Below are 24,599 nucleotides of genomic sequence, written 5' to 3'. Positions count from 1 at the left end.
TCAAACCTGGTAGACCGGAACCCGGTTGCACCAGCGATCCTTGTATTCGCGATCGGCGCGGCCGAACGAGTAGCGCAACGGTTTGCCCGCCGCCCGGGCGTGCTCCCACTGTGCCTGGGTGTTGACGAAGCTGAGTACGCTGCCCGGGCTGAAATCGCGGCTCTGCGGGTCAACCCCGCCATTGATATATTCCAGGCTGAACCAGCCGGGCGCCTCGACCCGATACAGAATCTGGATCGCCACCGGTTCGTCATTCAAATAGATCAGCGAGCCGGTCATGAATTCGCGCATCAGGCTGAACACCTCGGCCAGATGGGTCTTGCCGGGGGCTTCGAAATTCCAGCGACGCTGGAACAGGTCGGCATACACCGCAGCCTGCTCGCCGGGGCTCAGGTCGAGCATTGGCCGGATACTGCCACCGGCGTCTTCCAGCAGACGCTGCTCGCGGCGCTGGTTGTAGCGAAACTTCTTGCTGTAGTCCTCGGGCTCACGCGCCAGCGCCAGGCCTTCGGGTTGTTCGGCGAGACCGATGATGTGCGGTGCATTCAGTTCGGACACATACCGCATGCGGTGCCGCAGGCGAACCTGGGCGCCTTGGCTGACGGGCAGGATGACCTCGGCATTGCCGAGGTCGAGCATGCCACGCTTGCCTTCACGCTTGAGCACATCCTTGGACAGCGCCACATGCCGGCCCCAGGTAGGCATGGCGGCACACAGCTGGCCGTCAACGAGCCAGCCCAGGTAGCGCACCGGAATGCCCACCAGCCCGGCCAGGCGCTCGACCACATCAGGGTGTGTCGCCACGCTGCCACCGAATTGATGCCAGGCCTGGGCGTAAGCCACGGCGTCTATGGGGGTCCAACCGTTTTCGCGCCAGGCCCGCCAGTAACTCAGGATCAAACGAAGGTCTCCTTCGCCACCTCATCGGCAGCCTCGACGAAATCCTTCTCGTGCAAGCGTGCGTAGAAGCCATTCAGCGCCAGCAACTCGGCGTGGGTACCGCGCTCGACGATACGGCCCTTGTCCATCAGCAGGATGAGATCGGCTTTCTCGATCGTCGATAACCGGTGGGCGATGACCAACGTGGTGCGCCCTTTCATCACCTGGTCGAGGGCTGCCTGGATGTGCCGCTCGGACTCGGTGTCCAGCGCCGACGTGGCTTCATCGAGGATCAGCAGCGGAGCGTTCTTGAGCAACGCCCGGGCAATCGCCAGGCGCTGGCGCTGGCCGCCGGACAGCAGCACGCCGTTCTCGCCCACCAGGGTGTCGTAACCCTGGGGCATCTGCTCGATGAACTCGGCCGCGTAGGCATCTTCGGCAGCCCTGCGGACGTCTTCGAACGGTGCGCCGGCAAGATCGCCATAGGCGATGTTGTTGGTGACACTGTCGTTGAACAGCGTGACCTGCTGGTTCACCAAGGCGATGTGCCTACGCAGATTGGTCAACCGGTACTGCTCGACATCCACGCCGTCGAGCAATATCTGGCCCTTGTCGTGGTGATAGAACCGCGGAATGAGGTTGGCAAGGGTCGACTTGCCGCTGCCCGAGCGCCCTACCAGGGCAATCATCTGGCCCTCTTCCGCGGTAAAGGAGATATCGTCGAGCACGAGCCTTTCCGTACCCGGGTATTGGAAGCTCAGGTTACGCACTTCCAGGCGACCGTTGACCCGGACCATTTCCTGGGTGCCGGTATCGATTTCGGGCTCTTCGTCGAGCTGCTCGAAAATGCTTTCCGCCGCGGCCAGTCCTTTCTGGATCGTGGCGCTGACTTCCGACAACTGGCGGATAGGCTTGGGTAGCAGACCGGCGGCGGTGATGTAGGCAACCAGTTCCCCTGCCGATGCATCGCCACGCAGGTAAAGCACCAGGTACATCAACACGGCCATGCCGATATAGATCACCAGTTGCAGCATCGGCGTGTAGATCGACTGGGTCCGCGTCATGCCCAGGCTGCGGTTCATGTTATCGGCGCTGGCCTTGTGAAACCGCTCGATTTCGTAGTGTTCGCCGCCGAAGCTGCGTACCACGCGATAGCCCTGGATGGTTTCCGACGCCACGTGGGTCACATCGCCCATCGCCACCTGGATCTTTTTGCTCTGCTTACGGAATTTCTTGCTGGCGCTACTCACCAGCACGGCAATGACCGGCAGGATCGCCAGCAATACCAGGGTCATTTTCCAGTTGCTGTAAAGCAGGTAGCCGAACAGGAACACCACGGTCAGGCCTTCCCGGATGACAACCTTGATGGCATCGGTGGCGGCGCCGGTGACCATGGTCACGTTGTAGGTGATACGGGAAATCAGGTGGCCGGAGTTATGGTTGTCGAAATAACGGTTGGGCAAGGTCAGCAGGTTGTCGAACAGCGCGCAACGCAAGTCATGGACGACGCCCCGGGCGACCTTGGCCAGATAGTAGTTGCCCAGGAACGAACCGATCCCCTGGTAAACCGCGATCAGCACGATCAACAGCGGCACCCCGAGCACTAGCGAGACCCCCATGAAGCGGGTGTCATTGGGCTTTTGCAGCGCGTCGAGAAAATGCTTGAGCATGTCCGCCAGCATCGGCTGGCTGGATGCAAACAACACGAAGCCAACGATACTGACGGCGAAAGCGCCCCAATACGGGAGAACGTATTTCAGCAATCGCAAGTAAATCTTCATGCTCGATTGCTGGTCGGAATTGGCCATTCGGTGCGCCTCGCACGTTTGAAAAGACAGACAAGCTGCGGATTGTAACAGCGAACCAATTACATCGGTTCAGTCAGGAGGAAGTCCCTGCGGCGCGACCTCGGGCAGCCAGCACGATGCTCAACGCAATGGGCAGCCAGATGACCAACCAGTCCGCATTGGGTTTGAGCCACAAGCCAATGCCGTCGGTCATCAAGGAAACCGATGCGAAGACCCAGAGCGCCAACAACACCTGGCCCAGCGGTTGCGCGCGGCACATCCAGCCTCTCCAGCCTGCGACCAGCCACAGCCCGCCAAACAGCAGCAGGCCAGGCACGCCAAGGCGCACACCGGTATCCAGGAACAGATTGTGCGGATGCTTGAAAGCCTGGCCGATCTCAGGGACCGGAATCAGGTATTGGTGAAACCCCACGCCCATTGCCCAGTGATCGAGCATCAATTGAAGGCCGCCCTGCCAAAGCTGGGGACGAAAAGACACGCCGCGCTGCAGAAGGATTTCCGGGTCGAATGCAGCAACCAGGGCCACCCCCAGCACGACCAGGACGACCAGCGCGCCGCCCAGGCGTGAAGGCCGCGCCACCGCCATCACCAGCAGGCAGGCGCCCAGCCCGATCCACACCCCACGGGTCTGGCTGGAACCGAGAAATAACAAGTAGCCCAGCGCCGCAATCATCAGCAACGCCAGCACAGGGAGCCTGAGAGGCCTGGATTGCCAGGAGAAGACGCCCATGATCGCCAGGCTCCCCACCGCATGGGCAGCCATGATCGGCGTGCTCCACAGGCCGATGGCAATCAACCGGTCGCTCAAAGGCCGGGCACTGATCCCATAGAAATACACCCAGGACGCGGCTGCGAATAAACCGCCGAGAATCGACGCACCCAACAACATGGACTCCAGCCGCCACTGGCGATGCTGCGCAGCCAGCAGCACGCCTGCCAGGGACAGCGTCACGTAGAGAACCACCTTGCTCTTGCCCAAGGCGTTATCGCCGCCCTCGACCATCAGCACCGCCAGCGTCCAGGCCGCGAACGCGGCGAAGAGTACGCATTCGGGCTGTTTGAGCATCAAGCGCACATCCCGATGCAGCAGCCCCAACAAGGCGGGCAACCACAACAGGAAAATCAACGATTGATGGTAAAGCTTGTTGCTGGGCAGCACCCACGCCCCACACAACAGCACGAGGAAGCCGATGGATGCCCATATTGCCAGGCTGTTTTTATCGATCAGTCGTCTCAGGTAGATGGTCATTAGTTTTTATCCAGCAGCCTATCGGCGACCCGTTGCAACTGAGCCTGGTCGGCATTCTTCCAGCCACCCTTGATGCAATAGCACTCGGAAAGGTAATGGAAGAAGTTGCGCCGCAAGCGCTCGTCAAGCGGCCATTGCGGGAATGCACGAGCCAATGACACGACCTGATCGGCATCGTCGGCGTGCATCACCAGCCCCTCGATATTAAAAAACGCCTGGCCCAGGGTCAGCACCGGCTTGCCCAACAACAAGCTTTCCAGGCCCACGGTCGAATTGATCGTGATCACGAACTGACTGGCCTCGATCAACTGCTGCGTGGCATTGCCGTTGGCGAAGAGCAGGCGCTCATGGGTCCGCTCGTGCAGCTCGGGGTACGTCTCGCGGCTGGACGGGTGCTCCTTGAACACCACCGTCAGGCCCGTTTCCTCGGCGAGTCGCTCGCCCAAGGCAAACATCTCGCGCATGTTCCTGATCCAGGGCGAAAATAGCCGGACCTGGCTGTCACGATCGTCCTGGAACGGAATGAACACAAATTGCGCCGGCAGCTCGATCGGCGCCGGGCCGGCGCTGCGTGGCGCACGGGGAATCAGCACCGGTGCAGCCTGGTTTTCCGGCACCGGATACGGGTAGTCGAGGTAGAAACCGGCATCACGAGGGACCGCGTTCAGGTAGTTCACCCCGCGCGGGTCCACGGTGGTGGTATCGGGCAATAGGCCGTTCTCGAAAAAGAACGTCTTGCAGCCGCTCGGTGCCAGCGCCGTGAGCAACCGGCAGTAACGATGAGAACCGTTCCAGAACCCCAACGCATCGGGGCGTTCCCGATCAAGCAAGGCCTGGGCGCGCAGGGCCATCCAGAGAAGTTCGAGGCGCAGCAACAGGCGGTACAGCGCGCCATTGTTCTTGTTCTTGACCCGACGTTCCGCGCACTTTTCCTCGATCAGACTCGGCCAATCGATGCGCGAAACAACCTTGGAGATCCGTCGGAACCCGGGCCAAGGCATTTGTTGAGGAGAAACGACTTTACCCTGCAGCTCGGTTTCGTTGAGCAAGCGGTTGAAATAAAGGCCTTGGTGCTTGGCCAGGGAAATGAACAGCGTTTTTGTCATGGAATGTCCAGAAAGACGGCGCCAGGCAGGCCCGCAAACAGGGCGAACACCCTGGGAAAATTGACGCGACTATACCACAGCGGTTTTTGCCGCCTGCACACTGCGCTAACATACCCGGCTGCCCCTCCCAGCGGGCCAAGCCTTGGAGCCTTGATGCAAACGCTCGACCCTACTGTTTACCTCAGCCTGCGCGAAGGTGCCGATGTCCTTGAGGCCGATCGCCAAGGGGATAAGGTGCTGCGCCTGGCCGATGGCTCGATGCTCAAGCTGTTTCGCCGCAAACGCCTGCTGACCTCCGCGCTCTGGTCACCGTATGCCAGGCGCTTTGCCGACAACTGCCAGACCTTGCAGGCGCGCGGCATCGAATGCCCGCGCATTCGCCAGGTCTACCGCATTCCCGCCATCGAGCGTGATGCCGTGCATTACGACCCGCTGCCCGGCAGCACCCTTCGTCAACTGCTCGGCGCGGACACCTCTATCGACCTTCGGTCACGACTGGGTGAGTTCATCGCTCGCCTGCATCAGAACGGTATCTATTTTCGCTCCGCGCACCTGGGCAACGTGGTGCTGACGCCTGAAAACATCTTGGGACTGATCGATGTCGCCGACCTGAAGGCCTATCACAAGCCGCTGCGCAAAGGGCTGCGCCTGCGCAATTTCAAACACATGTTGCGCTATCGACAGGACCGCGAATGGCTGCTCCAGGACAACCAGTTCCTGGAGCATTATCTCAGTCATCAGAAGGTGTGCAACGAGCGGGAGCTGAAGCTCGCGCTCGGCATTTGAGCGGCAGGCTGCGACGTCAGCCGACGGCAGGCAGCCTGAAGGTTTCGAAATTTCCTGCCGGGTCTCTGCCGCGCAGCAAATCATCGACCAGCTCGACGGTTTTTGCCAACCCTCTGGAGCCGTGCACCAGATGGTAGTCGGCGAAGCCCCGAGCCTTGGCCACGCACTGCGGATAGTCCTGCTCAAGCGCGTGCAGCTGCTGGGAAAACGCCTGTTCATCGCGCACTTGCGGCCCGAAGAACAACGCGTGGGAAAAGATATCCACATCGCGGCCGGCATTCACATGAATTACCGGACGCCCCGCCAGCCCTGCCTCGATGCCGGCGTTGGACATGATATTGATGACCGCGCTGGCCTGGGCGAGCGCCTGTGCCAGCGAGCACTCCACATCCAGCAACTCGATGTTGGCGAACCGCGTCGCCGCGTCGCGCCAGAACTGCGCCTTGCTGCGCGGATGGCGCTTGAACAGCACGCGATAATCCGGGTTGCGCCCGGCCCAATCGCGCAGCAACTGGTAAGTGTCCTGGTAACCGGCTTCTTTCTCCCGATCAGGCCCTACCCCCAGCACCAGCAGCGTTTTGATAGTTGGATCAGCGACGGGCAGGTCATAGGTTTCGTCGGCAAGGTAGGAACCGACCAGCACCACCGTCGACTCACCGAACCGCAGCGTCCGCTCTTGCAGCGCTTCCAGCGAACTGCGGCCGAAGACGCCGTAATAATCGTAGTCGTTCATTCCCAGCCGGCGGGACGACTCCAGTGTCGTGGCATGCGCCAGGTGCAGCAGGCGGGCACCCCGTGCAGCCAGCGCCAGGCGCAGGAACGGCGCGTGGAGACTGCCATTGCGCTCGTTGATCAGTACTTTGGGTTGATAGGTCATCACCAGCCATTGGGCGTGGGCGGCATAGACCAGGTAACGCAGCGGCACGGACTGTGGCGGCGGTGCCAGCATGCGCTGGGCACAGGCATCGGCGGGAGCACGCAGCGCAGCTTCCGTCAGTTGATGACCGCGCTTGCGCAGGGCATCGATCAGGATGTTCTTACGCTGCAGCGCCATGGACTTGGGCGCTGAATGCAGCAGCAGCACTTCGCAAGGTACCGCGTCGGTCGAATGCTTCAAGCACGCCTTGGCGCGCAAACCAATCGCTACATCCACCACCACGTCACGAACCAGGCGCAACAGGCTGCCCAGGCGACCGTGGCGCTCGCGCAGCAGTTTCCAGCGGTAGCGGTCCAGTTCACGAGCCTTTCGAGCCCAGCTTCCGTCGGCCTGGAACATGCTGTCGTCAGACCTTGCGGCGTTCACTTGAACAACAACCGGATAGCCTTGCGCGTGTAGGACCAGCGCGTGATCGAGCGAACATCGGTACGCACGGCCTGGGCATAAAAAGCCTTGGCATTGGCATAGTCACCGGCGCTGTAGCAATCGCGGAACAACGACAGGCAACGCTGGGCCATGAAGGCTTTGCGCAAATCTTGCAACGACTGCGGCATGCGCGCCGGGGAAAACACCTCGTCGACCATGCCCACGCCCGCCGCCAGGCTTTGCCTGAGGTCATGCCGCATGCTGTCGCCATGCTTGTAGATCAGCGCCAGCGGCTGATCGAGCACGGTGCATGGAAAGCGCGCCAGTACCTGGGCAAACACCGGAATGTCTTCGACGTTACGCAGATGCTCGGGATAGTTACCCGGCCCGAACACCTCGCGGTGCATGGCACAGGCGCCGTTGGACAGGGTCACCGTCTTGTCCAGCAGGTAGCCCCGGACGCGCTCACGCGGCGTGGCCGGCAACGGCTTTACCGCATGCTGGACGCGACGCCCGTCAGGAAACACCGACCAGTGGCCGCCGATGACCAGGCGAGTTTCGGGATGACTGGCAACATGCCGGGTCACGGCGGCAAGCGCGCCCGGCGCCATCTCATCGTCGGCATCCAGGAAGATCAGGTATTGCCCCCGAGCCTCTTCGATCCCGCGATTGCGTACCGACGACAAACCACCATTGGGTTTGCGCAGGGCCCGGAAGAGCCCGGCGTGTTCGGCCTGCAATTGCTCCAGGACCTGCGGCGTTGCATCAGTGGAACCATCGTCGATCACTAACAGCTCGGCCTGGGCTTCGCCTAACTGCGCGATGACCGAGTTCACCGCCCGCGGCAAGGTCTCGGCGTAGTTGTAGGCCGGGATGACGACACTGATCAGCACCTCAGTCATAAGCGTCCACACCGTCCTTGACGACCAGAATGTCTTCCATGATCAGGTACTGCAGGTCAGAGCCGAAGAACATGTTCAGCGCGTCGGTCGGCGAGCAGATCATCGGCTCGCCACGACGGTTGAGCGAAGTGTTCAGCGACACGCCATTGCCGGTCAGGACTTCCAGCGCCTTCATCATGTCGTAGTAGCGCGGGTTGTATTCACGCTTGAGCACCTGGGCCCGGGAAGTGCCGTCTTCGTGAACCACTTCCGGCACGCGGGTCTTCCATTCCTCGGCCACTTCGAAGGTAAAGGTCATGAATGGCGCCGGGTGATCGACCTTGATCATCTGTGGGGCAACAGTGTCGAGCATCGACGGGCAGAAAGGCCTCCAGCGCTCGCGGAACTTGATCTGCTCGTTGATGCGGTCGGCCACGCCACTGGCGCTCGGGCAACCGATGATCGAACGACCGCCCAAGGCACGCGGGCCGAACTCCATGCGCCCCTGGAACCAGGCCACCGGGTTGCCGTCGACCATGATCCTGGCGATGCGCTCGGGGGTGTTGTCGATCTTGCGCCATACCGGCTTGCTCGGATGACGGGCGCACGCGGCGATGACGTCTTCGTTGCTGTAGGCCGGGCCGAGGTAGACGTGCTCCATCTTTTCCACCGGCACGCCACGGGCATGGGACACATAAGCCGCCGCGCCTACCGCGGTGCCGGCGTCGCCGGAGGCCGGCTGCACGAACAGTTCCTTGACGTCGTCACGGGCGATGATTTTCTGGTTGAGCTTGACGTTCAGTGCGCAGCCGCCGGCGAAGGCCAGCTTGCCGGTTTCCTTGAGCACGTCGCCCAGGTAGTGGTCGATCATCTGCAGCGCGAGCTTCTCGAACAGCGCCTGCATGCTGGCGGCGTAATGGATGTACGGCTCGTCGGCGATGTCGCCTTCACGCTTCGGACCGAGCCATTCGATCAGCTTTGGCGAGAAGTAGAAGCCCTTGCCTTTCTCTTTATAGCGACGCAGGCCGATCACGTTGGCGTAGTCGGTGTTGATCACCAGTTCGCCGTTTTCGAACGAGGCCAGGCGCGAGAAATCGTACTTGCTGGCATCGCCATACGGCGCCATGCCCATGACCTTGAATTCGCCGTCGAGCATTTCAAAGCCGAGGAACTCGGTGATCGCGCCATACAGACCGCCCAGGGAGTCCGGATCGTAGAATTCCTTGATCTTGTGGATCTTGCCGTTTTCGCCGTAGCCGAAGAACGTCGTGGCGTATTCACCCTTGCCATCGATACCCAGGATCGCGGTTTTTTCCTGGAAACCCGAGCAGTGGTAGGCGCTGGAGGCATGAGCCAAGTGGTGCTCGACCGGTTCGATCTTGATTTTTTTCGGATCGAAGCCCAGTTGCTCCAGGCACCAGACTATCTTGCGGCGATAACGCTTGTAGCGACGGTTGCCCATCAGGATCGCATCAAGGGCGCGATCCGGGGCGTACCAGTAACGCTTGGCGTAGTGCCAGCGCGCTTCGCCGAACAGGCTGATCGGGGCGAACGGGATCGCCACCACATCAACATCGGACGGCTTGATGCCGGCCTGCTCCAGGCAGAACTTCGCCGACTCGTAGGGCATGCGGTTCTTTGCATGTTTATCGCGTACGAAGCGCTCTTCCTCGGCCGCCGCGATCAGCTTGCCGTCAATGTACAGCGCTGCGGAAGGATCATGGCTAAGGGCGCCGGACAGGCCAAGAATCGTCAATGCCACAGGGGTCTAGCCTCTTATGTCTGCATACGGGCGACAAGCGCCGCGAAGAATTGATGTGCCGCGCGCCAAGGGCGCTGGGCAGCTAAAGGGCGGGATTATAGCTTAAAAGCGCCGGCAAACCTCTAGCGGCGAGCAAGTGACGAAGCTTACCTGAAGGACCTGAACACCCGTGGGAGCGAGCCTGCTCGCGAAGGCGGCAACGAATCTACACCTAACCCCAAGATTTACCCGATCCGTGGCGAGGGAGCTTGCTCCCGCTCGACTGCGCAGCAGTCGTAAACTTGGCAACTGTGTTTTCCTGGCACACCGCATTGAATGGTTTTGGGCCTCTGCGCAGCCCAGCGGGAGCAAGCTCCCTCGCCACGGTGAGTGATGGCCTGGCAATCCCCCTGTGGCCAGGAAACATTGGGGCTCAGGGCAGTGTGGGAGCGAGCCTGCTCGCGAAGGCGGCAACGAATCTACACCTAACCCCAAGATTTACCCGATCCGTGGCGAGGGAGCTTGCTCCCGCTCGGCTGCGCAGCAGTCGTAAACTTGGCAACTGTGTTTTCCTGGCACACCGCATTGAATGGTTTTGGGGCCGCTGCGCAGCCCAGCGGGAGCAAGCTCCCTCGCCACGGTGAGTTATGGCCTGGCAATCCCCCTGTGGCCAGGAAAACGTTGGGGCTCAGGGCAGTGTGGGAGCGAGCCTGCTCGCGAAGGCGGCAACGAATCTACACCTAACCCCAAGATTTACCCGATCCGTGGCGAGGGAGCTTGCTCCCGCTCGACTGCGCAGCAGTCGTAAACTTGGCAACTGTGTTTTCCTGGCACACCGCGCTGAATGGCTTTGGGGCCGCTGCGCAGCCCAGCGGGAGCAAGCTCCCTCGCCACGGTGAGTGATGGCCTGGCAATCCCCCTGTGGCCAGGAAACATTGGGGCTCAGGGCAGTGTGGGAGCGAGCCTGCTCGCGAAGGCGGCAACGAATCTACACCTAACCCCAAGATTTACCCGATCCGTGGCGAGGGAGCTTGCTCCCGCTCGACTGCGCAGCAGTCGTAAACCCGGCAACTGTTTTTTCCTGGCACACCGCATTGAATCGGTTTGGGGCCGCTGCGCAGCCCAGCGGGAGCAAGCTCCCTCGCCACGGTGCGTGATGGCCTGGCAATACCCCTATGGCCAGGAAGCATTGGGGCTCAGGGCAGTGTGGGAGCGAGCCTGCTCGCGAAGGCGGCAACGAATCTACACCTAACCCCAAGATTTACCCGATCCGTGGCGAGGGAGCTTGCTCCCGCTCGGCTGCGCAGCAGTCGTAAACTTGGCAACTGTGTTTTCCTGGCACACCGCGCTGAATGGCTTTGGGGCCGCTGCGCAGCCCAGCGGGAGCAAGCTCCCTCGCCACGGTGATCGATCACAAGGCCGAGAGAGTGTTTTCGACATCCTTTGGCAAGCGTTCATCAATCACCCGATACAACGCGCTATCCTGCGGCCAGTTGCGCATGAACCGCGCGCGATCCCGGGCGTAGGCCTGGGCGAAGCTGGCCTGGGTGCGGTGCTGGCACATGGAGTCCAGGTCGATCAGCGCCCAGCGGTCGTCTTGCCAGAACAGGTTGTGGCCCTTGAAGTCGCCATGGCTGATCCGTTCGCGGATGAGGTCGGCGAACAAGCGATCCAGCGCCAGCAATTCTGTTTCGGGCGCTTCACCGGTCTCCACGTATGGGGCGAAGCGTTCGATGATGTCCGGGCCCGGCAAGTACTCGGTGACCAGATACGCACCACGGCGCAGCCACAGGAAACGCTTTTCCAGCAGCGCCAGCGGCTTGGGCGTGGCAATGCCGAGGAAGGCCAGGCGATGACCCTCGCGCCAGGCATGCCAGGCACGGCTCGGACGCCAGAAGCGCTTGAGCCAATGGGCGAAGCCCTTGATGTTGTAGCGCTTGATGATCAGCGTACGGCCGTCCGCCACCACCCTGCCGACACTCGCCGCGCCGCCGGTCTTGAACAGATGTCCCTGGTCAAGCAGGGCATCGGCCTGCTCAAGCACGGGCGCTATCGCGGCCTCTTCATCACGGCGGATAGCCCGCAGGCCGAAGGCCCCACGCTTGACGCTGAACAGGCTGCATTCTCGCCCGACCTTTTCGAGGAAATCCTTCAGGCGCCAGGAATGCACCTTGTCGATCTGCTTTTGCAACGCCTCCATCGGCAACGCATGTTCGGCATTGCCAAGCAGATAATGCACCAGCAGCTCTTCGGTGAACGGCGCCAGGGACTTGGGCAACTGGGCGAAAAACACACCGAGATTCTCCAGCACTTTTTGCCGCGACAACGGCTGCCCTGCGGTTTCGACCCGAATACCGGCGCCATCGATCAGGTAGAGTTTCCCATCGTGGCGCAGCAGGTTGTCCAGGTGCAGATCCTCTTGCCACAGGCCCTTGGCGTGCAGTTGTGCAACGGCACCCAGGGCCTCCGCCAGCACTGCGGCCTGCTCATCGGCCAACGGCGGCAATTGCTCGACTTGCCTCCAGGCGTCGCCCAGACTTTGGGCCCCTTCGAGCAATTCGAACAGCAGCCAGCCACCCTCGCCGTCCTTCAAGCCGTCCACCAGCAACAGCGGTGTGGTCAGGCCCTGCTCCGCCAGCAGACGCACGCCTTGCAGCTCACGCTGGAAGTGACGAGCCGCCTTGGCGCCAACCAACAATTTCGCCAGTACCGGGCGACCGCGCCAGACACCCGCGCCCACATAACGCTGCCCCGGTAAAACGCGCAGAAGCGTCAGCAATTGCAATTGCGCCGGTCCGGCGGCGTCCGCCAGCTCCAAGCTCAAGGGCAGGCCAGGGCTGCGGCCGGCATTTTTAAGTTCGGACAAAAGCATCAACGCGCCTCCTTGTCGGTACGGCGGGCGGCCACGCGTGTCATCCAGCTGTCGACCAGAGCGCTGTCCAGCGGCTGCTCCAGATAAGTAGCCAGCAACTGGCGCACGTCGTCACCCTTCCAGGCGCCTGCCCGGCGCAACAGCGGTTCCAGGTCCTTGATCCGGTCACGTTGGCCGAACAGCAGCGGCCGGGTCTTCTCCAGGTCGATCAACTGCGCCTGGTAGCCGCTGTCGCCGGCTTGCAGAAAAATGTGCTTGGGATAAAAACAACCATGCATCTGATGGGCATCGTGCAGGCGCCGCGCCAGGTGCCCGCAGGCCTGCAGGATGCCCGTGCGCTGCGCGCCACTCAGCGTCGACCAGCGCTGCAGCAATGAATCGAGGTCATCCCAGCCATCCAGCGCACGCGTCAGCAGAACCGCACGAGCCTCGCCGTTCACCTTGCGCTGGCCATAGAACACGGCCTGCAGCGCGGGGATGCGCAGTTGCCGATAACGGCTGATATTACGAAATTCCCGGGAAAAACTCGGCTCGCCAAACGGATGCGACAAGGTTCGGGTCAGGTAATTGCTCTGACGCTTGAGGTAGTACCCCTGCCCTTCCAGTTCCAGGCGGAACACGCTGCTCCAGCCTTCCCCCGAGGTGTTGGGTTCGTCCACCGCTTCCAGTTGTCGTGCCCACAAGGCCTCGAAGCTGTCCAGGCCATGGCGTTGCAGCAACGCGCGGTCTTCATCGGCCAGAAAATCAGTCATTCACGCCCCTCGAAAAATTTCACCACGTGCCGGATACGCTTCTTGTCCAGGGCATCCAGCCGGTCGCGCTGCCGGTATTGCAGATAAAAACGCAGGCGCTGGGTGGCCGACAGGTGATATTTGGCGACCTTGTCCAGGCACGCCAGGTCCTTGATGATCCGGTACTTGAGCCAGAAGCCGCGCCAGAAGTCACCGTTCGGACAATCGATCAGGAACAACCGCGACTGATCGTCGATCAGCAGGTTGCGCCACTTCAAATCGTTATGGGTAAAACGCTGCTCATGCATGGTCCGCGTGTAACCCGCCAACTGCCGGCTCACACCGTCGACCCAGGCGCGATCCGCCAGCCTGGGGTCGCGACGCTCGGCCAGGGCCGAGAGGTCCTCGGTGCGAGGCAATTCGCGGGTGATCATCGCACCACGGGCGAAGGCCGCGCCGTTTCGCTCCAGTCCCCAGGCAATGATTTGCGCGGTCGGGATCCCCCATTTGGCGAAGCGCTTGAGGTTCTGCCATTCGGACTTGACCCGCGGCCTGCCCAGGTAACGCCGCAAGCCCTTGCCGGCGCCGGTGTAGCGCTTGACGTAATAATTTACGCCGTTGCGCTGCACACGAATCACCTCCGACAGAGGGTCGCGCGTCAGGCGCTCGCCCTGGAGGGCGAACACCGCGTCCAGGCTACCGAAATCCGCCGCCAGTTCGGCGTAGGCCGGTTCCAGTGTCCAGCCTGACATCAGAGCGCGTCCCCATACCGCTGCTTGCGCGCATACAACTTGTTGGCCTTGCCTTCGAGCCAGGCCAGCAGCGACGCTTCCTCAGCCAGTACCTGGCGCAACGGCTGCTGGAAATAACCTTTGAGGAAACGCAGCTTGTCGCGGCGCGTCAGGCCTATGTCCAGCGCCGAAAAATACAGCGCGGCCAGGTCTTTGTTGCGCCAGCGCGTGGTGATGGCCGGGCGGGTCTGGGCGCGGTGCAGGTCGATCACCGAGAGCTTGAAACCGTCGGCCGTCACCGGTGTGTCGGTATGCAGCAGGAAATGGCAGATGTAGCAGTCGCGATGGTTGACCCCGGCGCGGTGCATCATGCCGGTCATGCGCGCCACTTCAGCGATCAGCGCCCGCTTGAGCCTGGGCTGCGGGGGCTGCCTGACCCAGTCGATGCTGTAATCTTCAAGGCTGATGGTGGGCGCCAGTTCTTCGGTGACGATGAACGAATGCTGGTCGGCCGGGTTGCTGCCCTTCTCGCCATACGCGACGGCCGTCATGGTCGGCACGCCGGCTTCCTGCAGACGCTGGATCGCTTTCCATTCCTGTCCCGCGCCGAGCACCGGCAGCTTGGCGGTCAGCAGGTTCTTGAAAATCTCGCCCCAGCCGATGCCACGGTGGATCTTCACGAAAAAGCCGCGCCCGTCCACCTCGGTACGCAAGGTACGCCGGGCTTCGAGTTCACGGTAGACCTCGCCCTTGAGCGCCTCGACCTCGGTGAACGCATCGCGTCCGGCCCAAAGGCTCTTGAACGGTTCGGCCAGCATCAATTTCATCAAGCGTGCTCCGCCAATATCACATCGGCCGCGTGCTGCGGCATGCTGTAGAGGTCGGCCGTCTCGGCGAAGGCCAGACCGTTGCGGCTCCAGGCCGCCCTCGCCTCGGAATCACCGAGCATCCGCCTCAGGTATTCGGTCAGTTGCGGCTGCTCGAACGGCTCATCCAGCACCAGGCCGCTGTCGGCCTCGGCGATGTAATGGGCGTACCCGCACACCGCGCTGACCAGCACCGGCAACCCGGCCACCAGCGCTTCAAGCAGTACCGTGCCGGTGTTTTCGTTGTAGGCCGGGTGGATCAACAGGTCGGCGCCCAGCAGGAAACGCGGGATATCGCTGCGACCCTTGAGGAACCGCACATTGTCGCCCAGACCCAGCGCGGCACTCTGCAGTTGGAATACCTTGGGGTCGTCCTGGCCGATTACAAACAGCCGGGTGCGTTTTCTCAATTCGGCCGGCAGCGCGGCCAGGGCCTTGAGGCTGCGATCCACACCTTTGGTCTTGAAGCCGGAGCCGATCTGCACCAGTAGCAGGTCATCGTCGGCCAGCTGGAATTCGGCCCGGAACGCGGCGCGGATCTCGTCGGCGTCGGCGGGCCGGCGACGGTCCTGGGCGATGCCCGGCGGCAGCAGATGGAAGCGTTCCAGCGGCGTGTCGTAGTGCTTGATGAACAGCGGCTGCTGGACTTCGGAAATCATCAGGACTTCGGTCTTGGCATCCTTGGCGAACACCGCCCGCTCGTATTCGGCGAAATGCCGGTAGCGGCCCCAGCGCCGGTACAGCGAATTGCGCAGGTTCTGTGCCTTGTCTTCGAAGCAGCCGTCGGCGGCGTAATACACGTCCAGGCCAGGCATCTTGTTGAAACCGATCAGACGATCCACCGGGCGCTGGGCCAGGTCGGCCTCCATCCAGGCGCTGAGTTTTTCGTTGCGACGGTGGTTGAACAGCGCCTTGACCGGCGCCACCAGTACTTCGAAGCCCGGCGGGACGTCGCCCTCCCAGATCAGCGTGTAGACGCGGATCTGGTGGCCACGCCGCTGGCATTCCAGGGCGATGCGCATGAAGTCACGCTGCAGGCCACCGAAGGGAAAGTATTTGTAAAGGACAAAAGCCAATTGCATCAGCGCGGCTCCTCAGCCAATAACGTGCTCAGGTGGCTGGCAACACGCTCGGGGTTTACACGCGTGAAGCACAGGGGCTGCTCGCGCTTAAGGTCAAACCGACGGGCATCTTCGGCGGTCGGTGGATAAGTACACTGTTTCTGCATGCAGGGCGCGCAGGGGAAATCACTGGCGAGGTGAATCTGGCCCTTGCCGTAGGCACCGGTCAGCACCGGGTTGGTCGGGCCGAGCAGCGAAACGGTCGGCACGTCCAGGGCCGCAGCCAGGTGACCGAGGCCAGTGTCCACGGCTACGCAGGCCTGGGCACCGGCGAGCACCTTGCCCATGCCGCCAAGGTTCAGTTTCGGCAGTACCAGGGCGTTGCGCAGCCCGCTGGCGATGCGCTCGGCGCGGGCCTTTTCGGCAGGGTTGCCCCACGGCAGTTTCACCACCACGCCGTACTGACCCATGCGCTCGGTGAGCTGGCGCCAGTAAAGCTCGGGCCAGTGCTTGGAGTCCCAGGTCGTGCCATGCAGGAAAACCACATAGGGATAGGGGCGCGGCAGTTCCACCAGGCGGTCGATGTCGAGGCCATAGTTGCCCTGGGTCTGCGGCAAGTCGTAGCCCAGCGCCACGGCAAACAGCTGGCGCACGCGCTCGACCGCATGCTGACCACGGGCCACCGCCAGGCGCCGGGAGTAAAACCGCGCCGCCAGGGGCTCGCGTGCCGAATCCTTATCCAGGCCAGCCACCGGGGCCTTGACGTAGCGAGTCAGCCAGGCGCTTTTCAGCAAGCCTTGGGCGTCAATCACCAAGTCATACTTCTCGGCCCGCATGCTTTGCTTGAACCGCCGCCACTCGCCGCTCTTGATGGTTTGCCAGATATTCTTGCGCCAGCGCCGGATCGCCACCGGGATGACTTTGCCCACCGCGGGGTGCCATGTAGGGATTTCGGCGAACCCCTCTTCCACCACCCAATCGAAGCGGATGCCGGGAATCGCCCGCGCCGCATCGGTCAGCGCCGGCAGGGTGTGGACCACATCTCCCAGGGAGGAGGTCTTGATCAGCAATACCCGCAAGTTACCGGACCTCCACGGGTGAGCCCTGCAATCGCTCCAGGGCCTCGTTCACCGACGGTGGCATGAGCTGGCGCAGGCAATTGTAGTGGCCGAAGCGGCAGGTGCGATCGAAGCATGGGCTGCATTCGATGCCCAGGCGCACGACTTCGACTTTGTCGGCCAACGGCGGCGTGAAGCCCGGCGAGGTGGAACCGTAGACCGCCACCAGAGGGCGGTTCAACGCCGCCGCGACGTGCATCAGGCCGGAGTCGTTGGACACCACGGAATCAGCGCAGGACAACAGATCAATGGCCTCGGCCAGGGACGTGTCGCCGCTCAGATTGGTCGACTCCTCCCGCAGGCCCGGGATCAGCCGCGAGCGGATGTCCTCGCCCACGGAGTGATCGTTTTTCGAACCGAACAGCCAGACTTGCCAGCCTTCGCGGATCTTCGCCTCGGCCACCTGGGCGTAATGCTCGGCCGGCCAGCGTTTGGACTCACCAAATTCGGCACCCGGGCACAGCGCCAGTACCGGCCGGTCCAGGGTCAGGCCGAACTTGGCCAGGGCCGTTTCGCGCGTCACCGGGTCGATCTGCAGGCTCGGTCGCGGATAAGGCTTGGGCAACTCGGCGCCCGGCTCGTAGGCCAGGGCCATGAAGCGCTCGATCATCAGCGGATAACGATCTTTATCCAGCGTGCGCACATCGTTGAGCAAGCCATAGCGAAATTCGCCACGCCAGCCAGTGCGCTTGGGGATGCTGGCGAAGAACGGCACCAACGCCGATTTCAGCGAATTGGGCAGCAGGATCGCCTGGTCGTACTGACCGGCCAGGGATTTGCCGATGCGCCGGCGGGTAGCCAGCTCAAGCACGCCATGACCGAGCGGGAAGCTCAAGGCCTTGCGCACCTGCGGCATGCGCTCAAGAATCGGCCGGCTCCACTCGGGGGCCAGGACATCGATTTCGCACTGCGGATGACGCTGCTTGAGGCACTGGAACAGTGTCTGCGCCATCACCATGTCACCGACCCAACTGGGTCCAACGATCAGAATATTCATGAGCTTTCCAAAAACGCTACGGGGAGGCCTACGCCTCCCCGCCTCGAGAATCACTGTGGCTTAGGTCGCTGCCTGTTGCCCTAATCTACAACACACCACCGATCTGTTGTGGGAGCGAGCCTGTTCGCGAAGAGGCCGGCACATCCAGCATCCATGGCGCCTGGCACTCCGCCTTCGCGAGCAGGCTCGCTCCCACAGGGGGATTCATTTACCCCAAGTACTGCGCAAAACACCAATCCACTGTGGGAGCGAGCCTGCTCGCGAAGAGGCCGGCACATCCAGCATCCATGGCGCCTGACGCTCCGCCTTCGCGAGCAGGCTCGCTCCCACAGGGGTCCTGCACAAGTTTCAATTACTGCGCAGCACCACAAATCCAATGTGGGAGCGAGCCTGCTCGCGAAGAGGCCGGCATATCCAGCATCCATGGCGCCTGGCACTCCGCCTTCGCGAGCAGGCTCGCTCCCACATTTATATCTTCAGCTCATATACCTTCAGCTCAGCCCCAACTCCCGCCAGATCCGCATCACCTGTCGACGCTCCTCGACGAACTGGTCGCCTGCGATCACCCCGGCGTCTTTCTGCAGAGCCTGGCGGTGGGCGGCGGAGCGGTAGGCCTTGTAGGCTTCGCGCAACAGCGTGGCGTCCTCGGCGGGCAGCAACCCGACCTCCTGCAACCCGTCCAGGATGCGGATGTTGTCGGTATAGCGGACCAGCGATGGATGTTCCTCGGACCACGCCAGGGCCGCGTATTGCACCATAAATTCAATATCGACGATACCTCCGGCATCCTGCTTGAGATCGAAGGGTGCCGTGGCTTCGAAGGCATTTGGCGCGGTTCCGGCGGCGGTGGCCTTGCTGCCGAGATTATCGCGCATCTTGGCGCGCATCTCGCTGACCTCCTGGCGCAAAGTCGGCAAGTCACGCGAGCGTCCCAGCACCTGAACGCGGACTTTTTCGAACGCCTGGCCCACATCCTGGCTGCCCACCAGCACCCGGGCACGTACCAGCGCCTGATGCTCCCAGGTCCAGGCTTCGTTTTCCTGGTAACGGGCAAACGCCCCCAGGGAACTGACCAGCAAGCCCGACGCCCCGGAAGGTCGCAGGCGCATGTCCACCTCATACAGCTGCCCGGAGTTGGTCTGGGCCGTCAGCAAATGAATGATCCGCTGACCAAGCCGGGTGAAAAACTGCGCGCCATCGATGGGTTTCGGACCGTCGGTTTCGGCCTGCGGGTCACCGTCGTGGATAAACACCAGGTCCAGGTCGGAACCATGTCCCAGTTCCAGGCCGCCGACTTTTCCATAACCGACAATAATGAAGCCCGGATCACACAGGCTGCCGTCGGTGCGCAGTGGCACCCCATGCTTGGCCGTCGTCTGGCGCCAGGCCAGGGCCAGTACCTGTTCGAGAATCGCTTCGGCCAGCCAGGTCAGGTAATCGCTGACTTTCATCAGCGGCAGGCTGCCGGCGATTTCCGAGGCGGCCACCCGCAAGCGGTGCGCCAGTTTGAAATGCCGCAAGGCTTCCATCTGCTGCTCGAGATCGTCCTCGGGAATTCGTGTCAGGCGCTCGCGCAACTCCGCCGCGAGCTCAGGCGCCAGGGGCGGCTTGAACAAACGGCCTTCATTGAGCAATTCATCGAGCAACAGCGGGAACCGGGTGATCTGCTCGGCGATCCACGGACTCGCCGCGCACAGCGTCAACAAACGCCGCAGGGCGCCGGGGTTCTCGGTCAACAGCACCAGATAGGCCGAACGGCGGGCGACGGCCTCTACCAGCGGCAATACCCGTTCGAGCACCAGGTCCGGGTCGGCATGTTCCACAGCCTGGGCGAGCAGGCGCGGAATGAACGCGTCCAGGCGCTCGCGCCCCAGGCGCTGCATGGCGCGCAACTGCGGGCTGGCACGCAGGACAGCGAGGGCCTTGAGCGCTTTGGGTGCATCGGCAAAACCGGCCTCCTCCAACTGACGACACGCCGCCTCCTCGTCCTGACTGTCTTCCCACAATGGCAACCATTCGCCGCCAACCACCACTTCGCCTTCGCCGCCCTCGTCCTCATCCGGGTCCGCGATGACCTGGCCAAAATGCCACGCCACCCGACCGCGCCAGTACATCAACTGCTCGTGGAACGCCGCCCAATCGACGAAGCCCAGCATGAACGCAATGCGCGCCTGGTCTTGCGGGTTATCCGGCAGCATCTGGGTCTGGCGATCGGCAATGGCCTGGATCGCGTGCTCGGTGTATCGCAGGAATTCATACCCCTGGCGCAATTCATCAATGACCTTGGCCGGCAGATAGCCCTGGCCTTCCAGGGTACCCAACACCTTCAACAACGGCCGTTGCTGCAAGCTCAGGTCACGACCGCCATGGATCAGCTGGAACGCCTGGGCAATGAACTCCACCTCGCGAATGCCGCCCGAGCCCAGCTTGATGTTGTCGGCCATGCCTTTGCGCCGCACCTCCTGCTGGATCAGCTGCTTCATGGTGCGCAGCGCTTCGATGGCAGAGAAATCCAGGTAACGGCGATAGACGAACGGGCGCAGCATGTCGAGCAATTGCGCGCCGGCCACCTGGTTGCCGGCCACCACCCGCGCCTTGATCATGGCGTAGCGTTCCCAGTCGCGCCCCTGATCCTGGTAATACTGTTCCAGGGCATTGAAGCTCAATACCAGGGCACCGGCCGAGCCGTAGGGGCGCAAGCGCATGTCGACGCGGAACACGAACCCGTCGACGGTCATCGGGTCGAGGGCCTTGATCAGCCGCTGGCCGACGCGGATGAAAAACTCCTGGTTATCCAGCGGCCGCTTCGCGCCAACGGTTTCGCCGCCTTCGGGGTAGGCAAAGATCAGGTCGATGTCCGACGACAGGTTCAGTTCCACCGCTCCCAGCTTGCCCATGCCCAGGATGACCATCTGCTGCGGCTCGCCACTGCGCCGGCCGGTGGGGGTGCCGAATTGCTGGCTCAGGCGCTGGTACAACCACTGATACGCCTGGTCGATGCAGGTGTCGGCCATGTCCGAGAGATCACGACAGGTCTGTACCAGATCGGCCTGGCGGGTCAGGTCGCGCCAGATGATCCGCACCTGCTGACGGGTGCGCTGGCGACGCAGCACGCGACCCAGTTCGTCCTCGCTCTCGGCGGCTTGTACGGCAGCGGCGATCTGCCCGCACATTTCACCCGCCGCCAGGCTGCGGTCCAGCTCACCGCTGCGCACCAGTTCCAGCAGCATCGCAGGATCCCGTACACTTTGTTCGATGACAAAGTCACTGGCAGCGGCGACGCGGTTGAACTCGGCCCAACGCTGCGGCGTCCAGGCGGACAGCCCGTGATCGTCGTCCAGCGAAGCGACCGCCGCGCGGAACGACTGCTCGGCGCGACTGACCAATGACTGGAGAATTGCCGGAATTTCGGCAAGCGAGGGCAGGCTCATGGTCTATCCTTGATCGGCGCGGGAAAGGCTGGATGTAGTGTTTTTTGCAAAGCCACTACCTGATCGACTGTCGAACAAAGATGATAAATAGCTGATTTTCTGATTTTATTGGCAGCCGGCATCAAGTTTTTACCTGTTCGAGTTGGCTAAAGACCAACAGTAACGATTATTCTCACAACGAAACGAGGGGCCATAAGCCGCTCATGTGTAGTTTTACTACTCGTCTATACATTCGAAAGGCTGAAACGGCCAACGATTTGTAGTAAAACTACACGCCGCCGAAACAACCTTCGGCAATCCAAGAATTTATATCGTCTGCCCACAAGGCCAGTCGCAAACTCAGGCAACCGATTCTGGTAGCCTTTCCGCCCTGGAGCAAGCCATGCAAGACCTCGATCCCGTCGAAACCCAGGAATGGCTGGACGCCCTGGAATCGGTTCTCGACAAAGAAGGCGAAGACCGTGCTCATTACCTGATGACCCGTATGGGCGAACTCGCAACCCGCAGCGGTTCGCAACTGCCCTACGCCATCACCACGCCGTACCGCAACACAATCCCCGTCACCCACGAAGCACGCATGCCTGGCGACCTGTTCATGGAACGCCGCATTCGCTCGCTGGTGCGTTGGAACGCGTTGGCCATGGTCGTGCGGACCAACCTGAAAGATTCTGACCTGGGCGGTCACATCTCCAGCTTCGCCTCCAGCGCGACGCTGTATGACATCGGCTTCAACTACTTCTTCCAGGCCCCGACCGACGAACACGGCGGCGACCTGATCTACTTCCAGGGTCACGCATCGCCAGGCGTCTACGCCCGTGCGTTCATGGAAGGCCGCATCACCGAAGACCAGATGAACAATTTCCGCCAGGAAGTGGACGGCAACGGCCTGTCCTCCTATCCGCACCCTTGGCTGATGCCCGATTTCTGGCAGTTCCCGACCGTATCCATGGGCCTGGGCCCGATCCAGGCGATCTACCAGGCGCGCTTCATGAAGTACCTGGAAGCCCGTGGCTTCATCCCGGCCGGCAAGCAGAAAGTCTGGTGCTTCATGGGTGACGGCGAGTGCGACGAGCCGGAATCCCTGGGCGCAATCTCCCTGGCCGGCCGCGAGAAGCTCGACAACCTGATCTTCGTCATCAACTGCAACCTGCAGCGCCTCGACGGCCCGGTTCGCGGCAACGCCAAGATCATCCAGGAACTCGAAGGCGTGTTCCGTGGCGCCCAGTGGAACGTCAACAAAGTCATCTGGGGCCGTTTCTGGGACCCACTGCTGGCCAAGGACGTCGACGGCATCCTGCAGCGTCGCATGGACGAAGTCATCGACGGCGAGTACCAGAACTACAAGGCCAAGGACGGCGCGTTCGTCCGCGAGCACTTCTTCAACTCGCCTGAACTCAAGGCGATGGTCGCCGACCTGTCCGACGACGAGATCTGGAAGCTCAACCGTGGCGGCCATGACCCGTACAAGGTCTATGCGGCTTACCACCAGGCGGTCAATCACAAAGAGCAGCCGACCGTCATCCTGGCCAAGACCATCAAGGGTTATGGCACCGGTGCCGGCGAAGCGAAGAACACCGCGCACAACACCAAGAAGGTCGATGTCGACAGCCTGAAGCTGTTCCGCGATCGCTTCGACATTCCGGTCAAGGACAGCGAGCTGGAAAACCTGCCGTTCTTCAAGCCGGAAGAAGGCAGCGCCGAGGCCCGTTACCTGGCCGAGCGCCGTGCCGCACTGGGCGGTTTCGTGCCGCAGCGCCGCGCCAAGAGCTTCAGCATCCCGACCCCGCCACTGGAAACCCTCAAGGCGATCCTGGACGGCTCGGGCGACCGTGAAATCTCCACCACCATGGCCTTCGTGCGGATCCTCGCGCAACTGGTCAAGGACAAGGAGATCGGCCAGCGCATCGTTCCGATCATCCCGGACGAAGCCCGTACCTTCGGTATGGAAGGCATGTTCCGCCAGTTGGGCATCTACTCGTCCGTCGGCCAGCTCTACGAGCCAGTCGATAAAGACCAGGTGATGTTCTACCGCGAGGACAAGAAGGGCCAGATCCTCGAAGAAGGCATCAACGAAGCGGGCGCCATGAGCTCGTTCATTGCCGCCGGTACTTCGTACTCCAGCCACAACCAGCCGATGCTGCCGTTCTACATCTTCTATTCGATGTTCGGCTTCCAGCGTATCGGCGACCTGGCCTGGGCCGCTGGCGACAGCCGTACCCGTGGTTTCCTGATCGGCGGTACCGCTGGCCGGACCACGCTGAACGGCGAAGGCCTGCAACACGAAGATGGCCACAGCCACATGCTGGCCGGGACCATCCCGAACTGCCGCACCTATGATCCGACCTACGGCTACGAGCTGGCGGTGATCATCCAGGACGGCATGAAGAAGATGACCGAAGAGCAACAGGACGTCTTCTACTACATCACCGTGATGAACGAGTCCTACCAGCAGCCAGCCATGCCGGCCGGCGTCGAGGCAGGTATCGTCAAGGGCATGTACCTGCTCGAGGAAGACACCCGCGAAGCGGCGCACCACGTCCAGCTGATGGGCTCCGGCACCATCCTGCGCGAAGTGCGTGAAGCGGCGAAAATCCTGCGCGAAGAATTCAACGTCGGCGCCGACGTCTGGAGCGTCACCAGCTTCAACGAATTGCGTCGCGACGGCCTCGCTGTAGAGCGCAGCAACCGCCTGCACCCTGGCCAGAAGCCGAAACTGAGCTACGTCGAAGAATGCCTGAACGGTCGCAAAGGGCCGGTCATCGCCTCTACCGACTACATGAAGCTGTTCGCCGAGCAGATCCGCCAGTGGGTTCCTTCCAAGGAGTTCAAGGTGCTGGGCACCGACGGTTTCGGCCGTAGCGACAGCCGCAAGAAGCTGCGTCACTTCTTCGAAGTCGACCGTAAGTTCGTTGTGTTGGCAGCCCTGGAAGCACTGGCTGACCGCGGCGATATCGAACCCAAGGTGGTGGCCGAGGCCATCGTCAAGTTCGGCATCGATCCGGAAAAACGCAACCCACTGGACTGCTGAGGAGAATTTTC

17 protein-coding genes are annotated in these 24,599 nt (G+C 62.0%); 2 read left to right on the top strand and 15 right to left on the bottom strand.

Annotated elements, in window-relative coordinates; all coding sequences use genetic code 11:
* The 4 genes from M1E16_RS02320 to M1E16_RS02305 form a co-directional block, all read right to left on the bottom strand.
* The gene (locus M1E16_RS02320; protein WP_434631519.1) at positions 1-897 is read right to left on the bottom strand and encodes a GNAT family N-acetyltransferase; all 897 of its coding nucleotides are present in this window, start codon (positions 895-897) and stop codon (positions 1-3) included.
* The gene (gene msbA / locus M1E16_RS02315; RefSeq protein ID WP_434696064.1) at positions 897-2,687 is read right to left on the bottom strand and encodes a lipid A export permease/ATP-binding protein MsbA; all 1,791 of its coding nucleotides are present in this window, start codon (positions 2,685-2,687) and stop codon (positions 897-899) included. The genes M1E16_RS02320 and msbA overlap by 1 nt, the downstream gene beginning before the upstream one ends.
* Before the next feature lie 73 nt (positions 2,688-2,760).
* Entirely contained in the window at positions 2,761-3,936 is a 1,176-nt protein-coding gene (locus M1E16_RS02310; RefSeq protein ID WP_458129101.1) for an O-antigen ligase family protein, read from the bottom strand.
* The gene (locus tag M1E16_RS02305) at positions 3,936-5,042 is read right to left on the bottom strand and encodes a capsular polysaccharide export protein, LipB/KpsS family (protein ID WP_458129100.1); all 1,107 of its coding nucleotides are present in this window, start codon (positions 5,040-5,042) and stop codon (positions 3,936-3,938) included. Before M1E16_RS02305 ends, M1E16_RS02310 begins: the two co-directional genes overlap by 1 nt.
* A 153-nt stretch (positions 5,043-5,195) precedes the next feature.
* Here M1E16_RS02305 and M1E16_RS02300 point away from each other — a divergent pair, with 153 nt between their 5' ends.
* Positions 5,196-5,828, top strand: a complete 633-nt coding sequence (locus tag M1E16_RS02300; protein WP_458129099.1) for a toluene tolerance protein — start codon at positions 5,196-5,198, stop codon at positions 5,826-5,828.
* A 16-nt stretch (positions 5,829-5,844) separates the two neighbouring features.
* Here M1E16_RS02300 and M1E16_RS02295 read toward each other — a convergent pair whose 3' ends face one another.
* From M1E16_RS02295 to glnE, 11 genes are all read right to left on the bottom strand, one after another.
* On the bottom strand, positions 5,845-7,104 hold the full coding sequence (locus tag M1E16_RS02295) for a capsule biosynthesis protein (protein ID WP_458129098.1): 1,260 nt from the start codon (positions 7,102-7,104) through the stop codon (positions 5,845-5,847).
* A gap of 23 nt (positions 7,105-7,127) precedes the next feature.
* A complete protein-coding gene (locus tag M1E16_RS02290) occupies positions 7,128-8,033 on the bottom strand; it encodes a glycosyltransferase family 2 protein (protein WP_305497267.1) in 906 nt (301 codons plus the stop codon).
* A complete protein-coding gene (locus tag M1E16_RS02285; RefSeq protein WP_305497269.1) occupies positions 8,026-9,774 on the bottom strand; it encodes a carbamoyltransferase family protein in 1,749 nt (582 codons plus the stop codon). Before M1E16_RS02285 ends, M1E16_RS02290 begins: the two co-directional genes overlap by 8 nt.
* 1,390 nt (positions 9,775-11,164) lie before the next feature.
* Positions 11,165-12,625, bottom strand: coding sequence for a lipopolysaccharide kinase InaA family protein (locus tag M1E16_RS02280; RefSeq protein ID WP_458129097.1), 1,461 nt, complete (start codon positions 12,623-12,625; stop codon positions 11,165-11,167).
* Positions 12,625-13,377, bottom strand: coding sequence for a lipopolysaccharide kinase InaA family protein (locus tag M1E16_RS02275; protein ID WP_434626410.1), 753 nt, complete (start codon positions 13,375-13,377; stop codon positions 12,625-12,627). Before M1E16_RS02275 ends, M1E16_RS02280 begins: the two co-directional genes overlap by 1 nt.
* Positions 13,374-14,108, bottom strand: a complete 735-nt coding sequence (locus tag M1E16_RS02270; protein ID WP_434570057.1) for a lipopolysaccharide kinase InaA family protein — start codon at positions 14,106-14,108, stop codon at positions 13,374-13,376. The genes M1E16_RS02275 and M1E16_RS02270 overlap by 4 nt, the downstream gene beginning before the upstream one ends.
* Positions 14,108-14,914 (bottom strand): lipopolysaccharide core heptose(I) kinase RfaP, encoded by an 807-nt coding sequence (gene rfaP, locus M1E16_RS02265; RefSeq protein ID WP_458129096.1) that lies wholly within the window; start codon positions 14,912-14,914, stop codon positions 14,108-14,110. Before rfaP ends, M1E16_RS02270 begins: the two co-directional genes overlap by 1 nt.
* A complete protein-coding gene (locus M1E16_RS02260) occupies positions 14,914-16,035 on the bottom strand; it encodes a glycosyltransferase family 4 protein (protein WP_458129095.1) in 1,122 nt (373 codons plus the stop codon). Before M1E16_RS02260 ends, rfaP begins: the two co-directional genes overlap by 1 nt.
* Complete coding sequence (gene waaC, locus M1E16_RS02255; protein WP_434602619.1) at positions 16,035-17,093, bottom strand: lipopolysaccharide heptosyltransferase I; 1,059 nt, start codon at positions 17,091-17,093, stop codon at positions 16,035-16,037. Before waaC ends, M1E16_RS02260 begins: the two co-directional genes overlap by 1 nt.
* Position 17,094: 1 nt before the next feature.
* Complete coding sequence (gene waaF / locus M1E16_RS02250) at positions 17,095-18,129, bottom strand: lipopolysaccharide heptosyltransferase II (RefSeq protein WP_434673388.1); 1,035 nt, start codon at positions 18,127-18,129, stop codon at positions 17,095-17,097.
* Positions 18,130-18,620: 491 nt separating this feature from the next.
* Entirely contained in the window at positions 18,621-21,560 is a 2,940-nt protein-coding gene (gene glnE, locus M1E16_RS02245; RefSeq protein ID WP_458129094.1) for a bifunctional [glutamate--ammonia ligase]-adenylyl-L-tyrosine phosphorylase/[glutamate--ammonia-ligase] adenylyltransferase, read from the bottom strand.
* A 382-nt stretch (positions 21,561-21,942) separates the two neighbouring features.
* Between glnE and aceE the strand changes: the two genes are divergently transcribed.
* A complete protein-coding gene (aceE, locus tag M1E16_RS02240; RefSeq protein ID WP_458129093.1) occupies positions 21,943-24,588 on the top strand; it encodes a pyruvate dehydrogenase (acetyl-transferring), homodimeric type in 2,646 nt (881 codons plus the stop codon).
* Positions 24,589-24,599 lie beyond the last annotated feature (11 nt).

Source organism: Pseudomonas sp. Z2-11 (assembly GCF_054161305.1).
The sequence above is the reverse complement of the archived record's forward strand: the minus strand, read 5'-3'. Positions and strand labels throughout refer to the sequence as shown.

Coding starts and splice junctions, on each gene's coding strand:
- msbA (WP_434696064.1), bottom strand. CDS start 2,687: ATGGCCAATTCCGACCAGCAATCGAGCATGAAGATTTACTTGCGATTG.
- M1E16_RS02310 (WP_458129101.1), bottom strand. CDS start 3,936: ATGACCATCTACCTGAGACGACTGATCGATAAAAACAGCCTGGCAATA.
- M1E16_RS02305 (WP_458129100.1), bottom strand. CDS start 5,042: ATGACAAAAACGCTGTTCATTTCCCTGGCCAAGCACCAAGGCCTTTAT.
- M1E16_RS02300 (WP_458129099.1), top strand. CDS start 5,196: ATGCAAACGCTCGACCCTACTGTTTACCTCAGCCTGCGCGAAGGTGCC.
- M1E16_RS02295 (WP_458129098.1), bottom strand. CDS start 7,104: ATGTTCCAGGCCGACGGAAGCTGGGCTCGAAAGGCTCGTGAACTGGAC.
- M1E16_RS02290 (WP_305497267.1), bottom strand. CDS start 8,033: ATGACTGAGGTGCTGATCAGTGTCGTCATCCCGGCCTACAACTACGCC.
- M1E16_RS02280 (WP_458129097.1), bottom strand. CDS start 12,625: ATGCTTTTGTCCGAACTTAAAAATGCCGGCCGCAGCCCTGGCCTGCCC.
- M1E16_RS02275 (WP_434626410.1), bottom strand. CDS start 13,377: ATGACTGATTTTCTGGCCGATGAAGACCGCGCGTTGCTGCAACGCCAT.
- M1E16_RS02270 (WP_434570057.1), bottom strand. CDS start 14,108: ATGTCAGGCTGGACACTGGAACCGGCCTACGCCGAACTGGCGGCGGAT.
- rfaP (WP_458129096.1), bottom strand. CDS start 14,914: ATGAAATTGATGCTGGCCGAACCGTTCAAGAGCCTTTGGGCCGGACGC.
- M1E16_RS02260 (WP_458129095.1), bottom strand. CDS start 16,035: ATGCAATTGGCTTTTGTCCTTTACAAATACTTTCCCTTCGGTGGCCTG.
- waaF (WP_434673388.1), bottom strand. CDS start 18,129: ATGAATATTCTGATCGTTGGACCCAGTTGGGTCGGTGACATGGTGATG.
- glnE (WP_458129094.1), bottom strand. CDS start 21,560: ATGAGCCTGCCCTCGCTTGCCGAAATTCCGGCAATTCTCCAGTCATTG.
- aceE (WP_458129093.1), top strand. CDS start 21,943: ATGCAAGACCTCGATCCCGTCGAAACCCAGGAATGGCTGGACGCCCTG.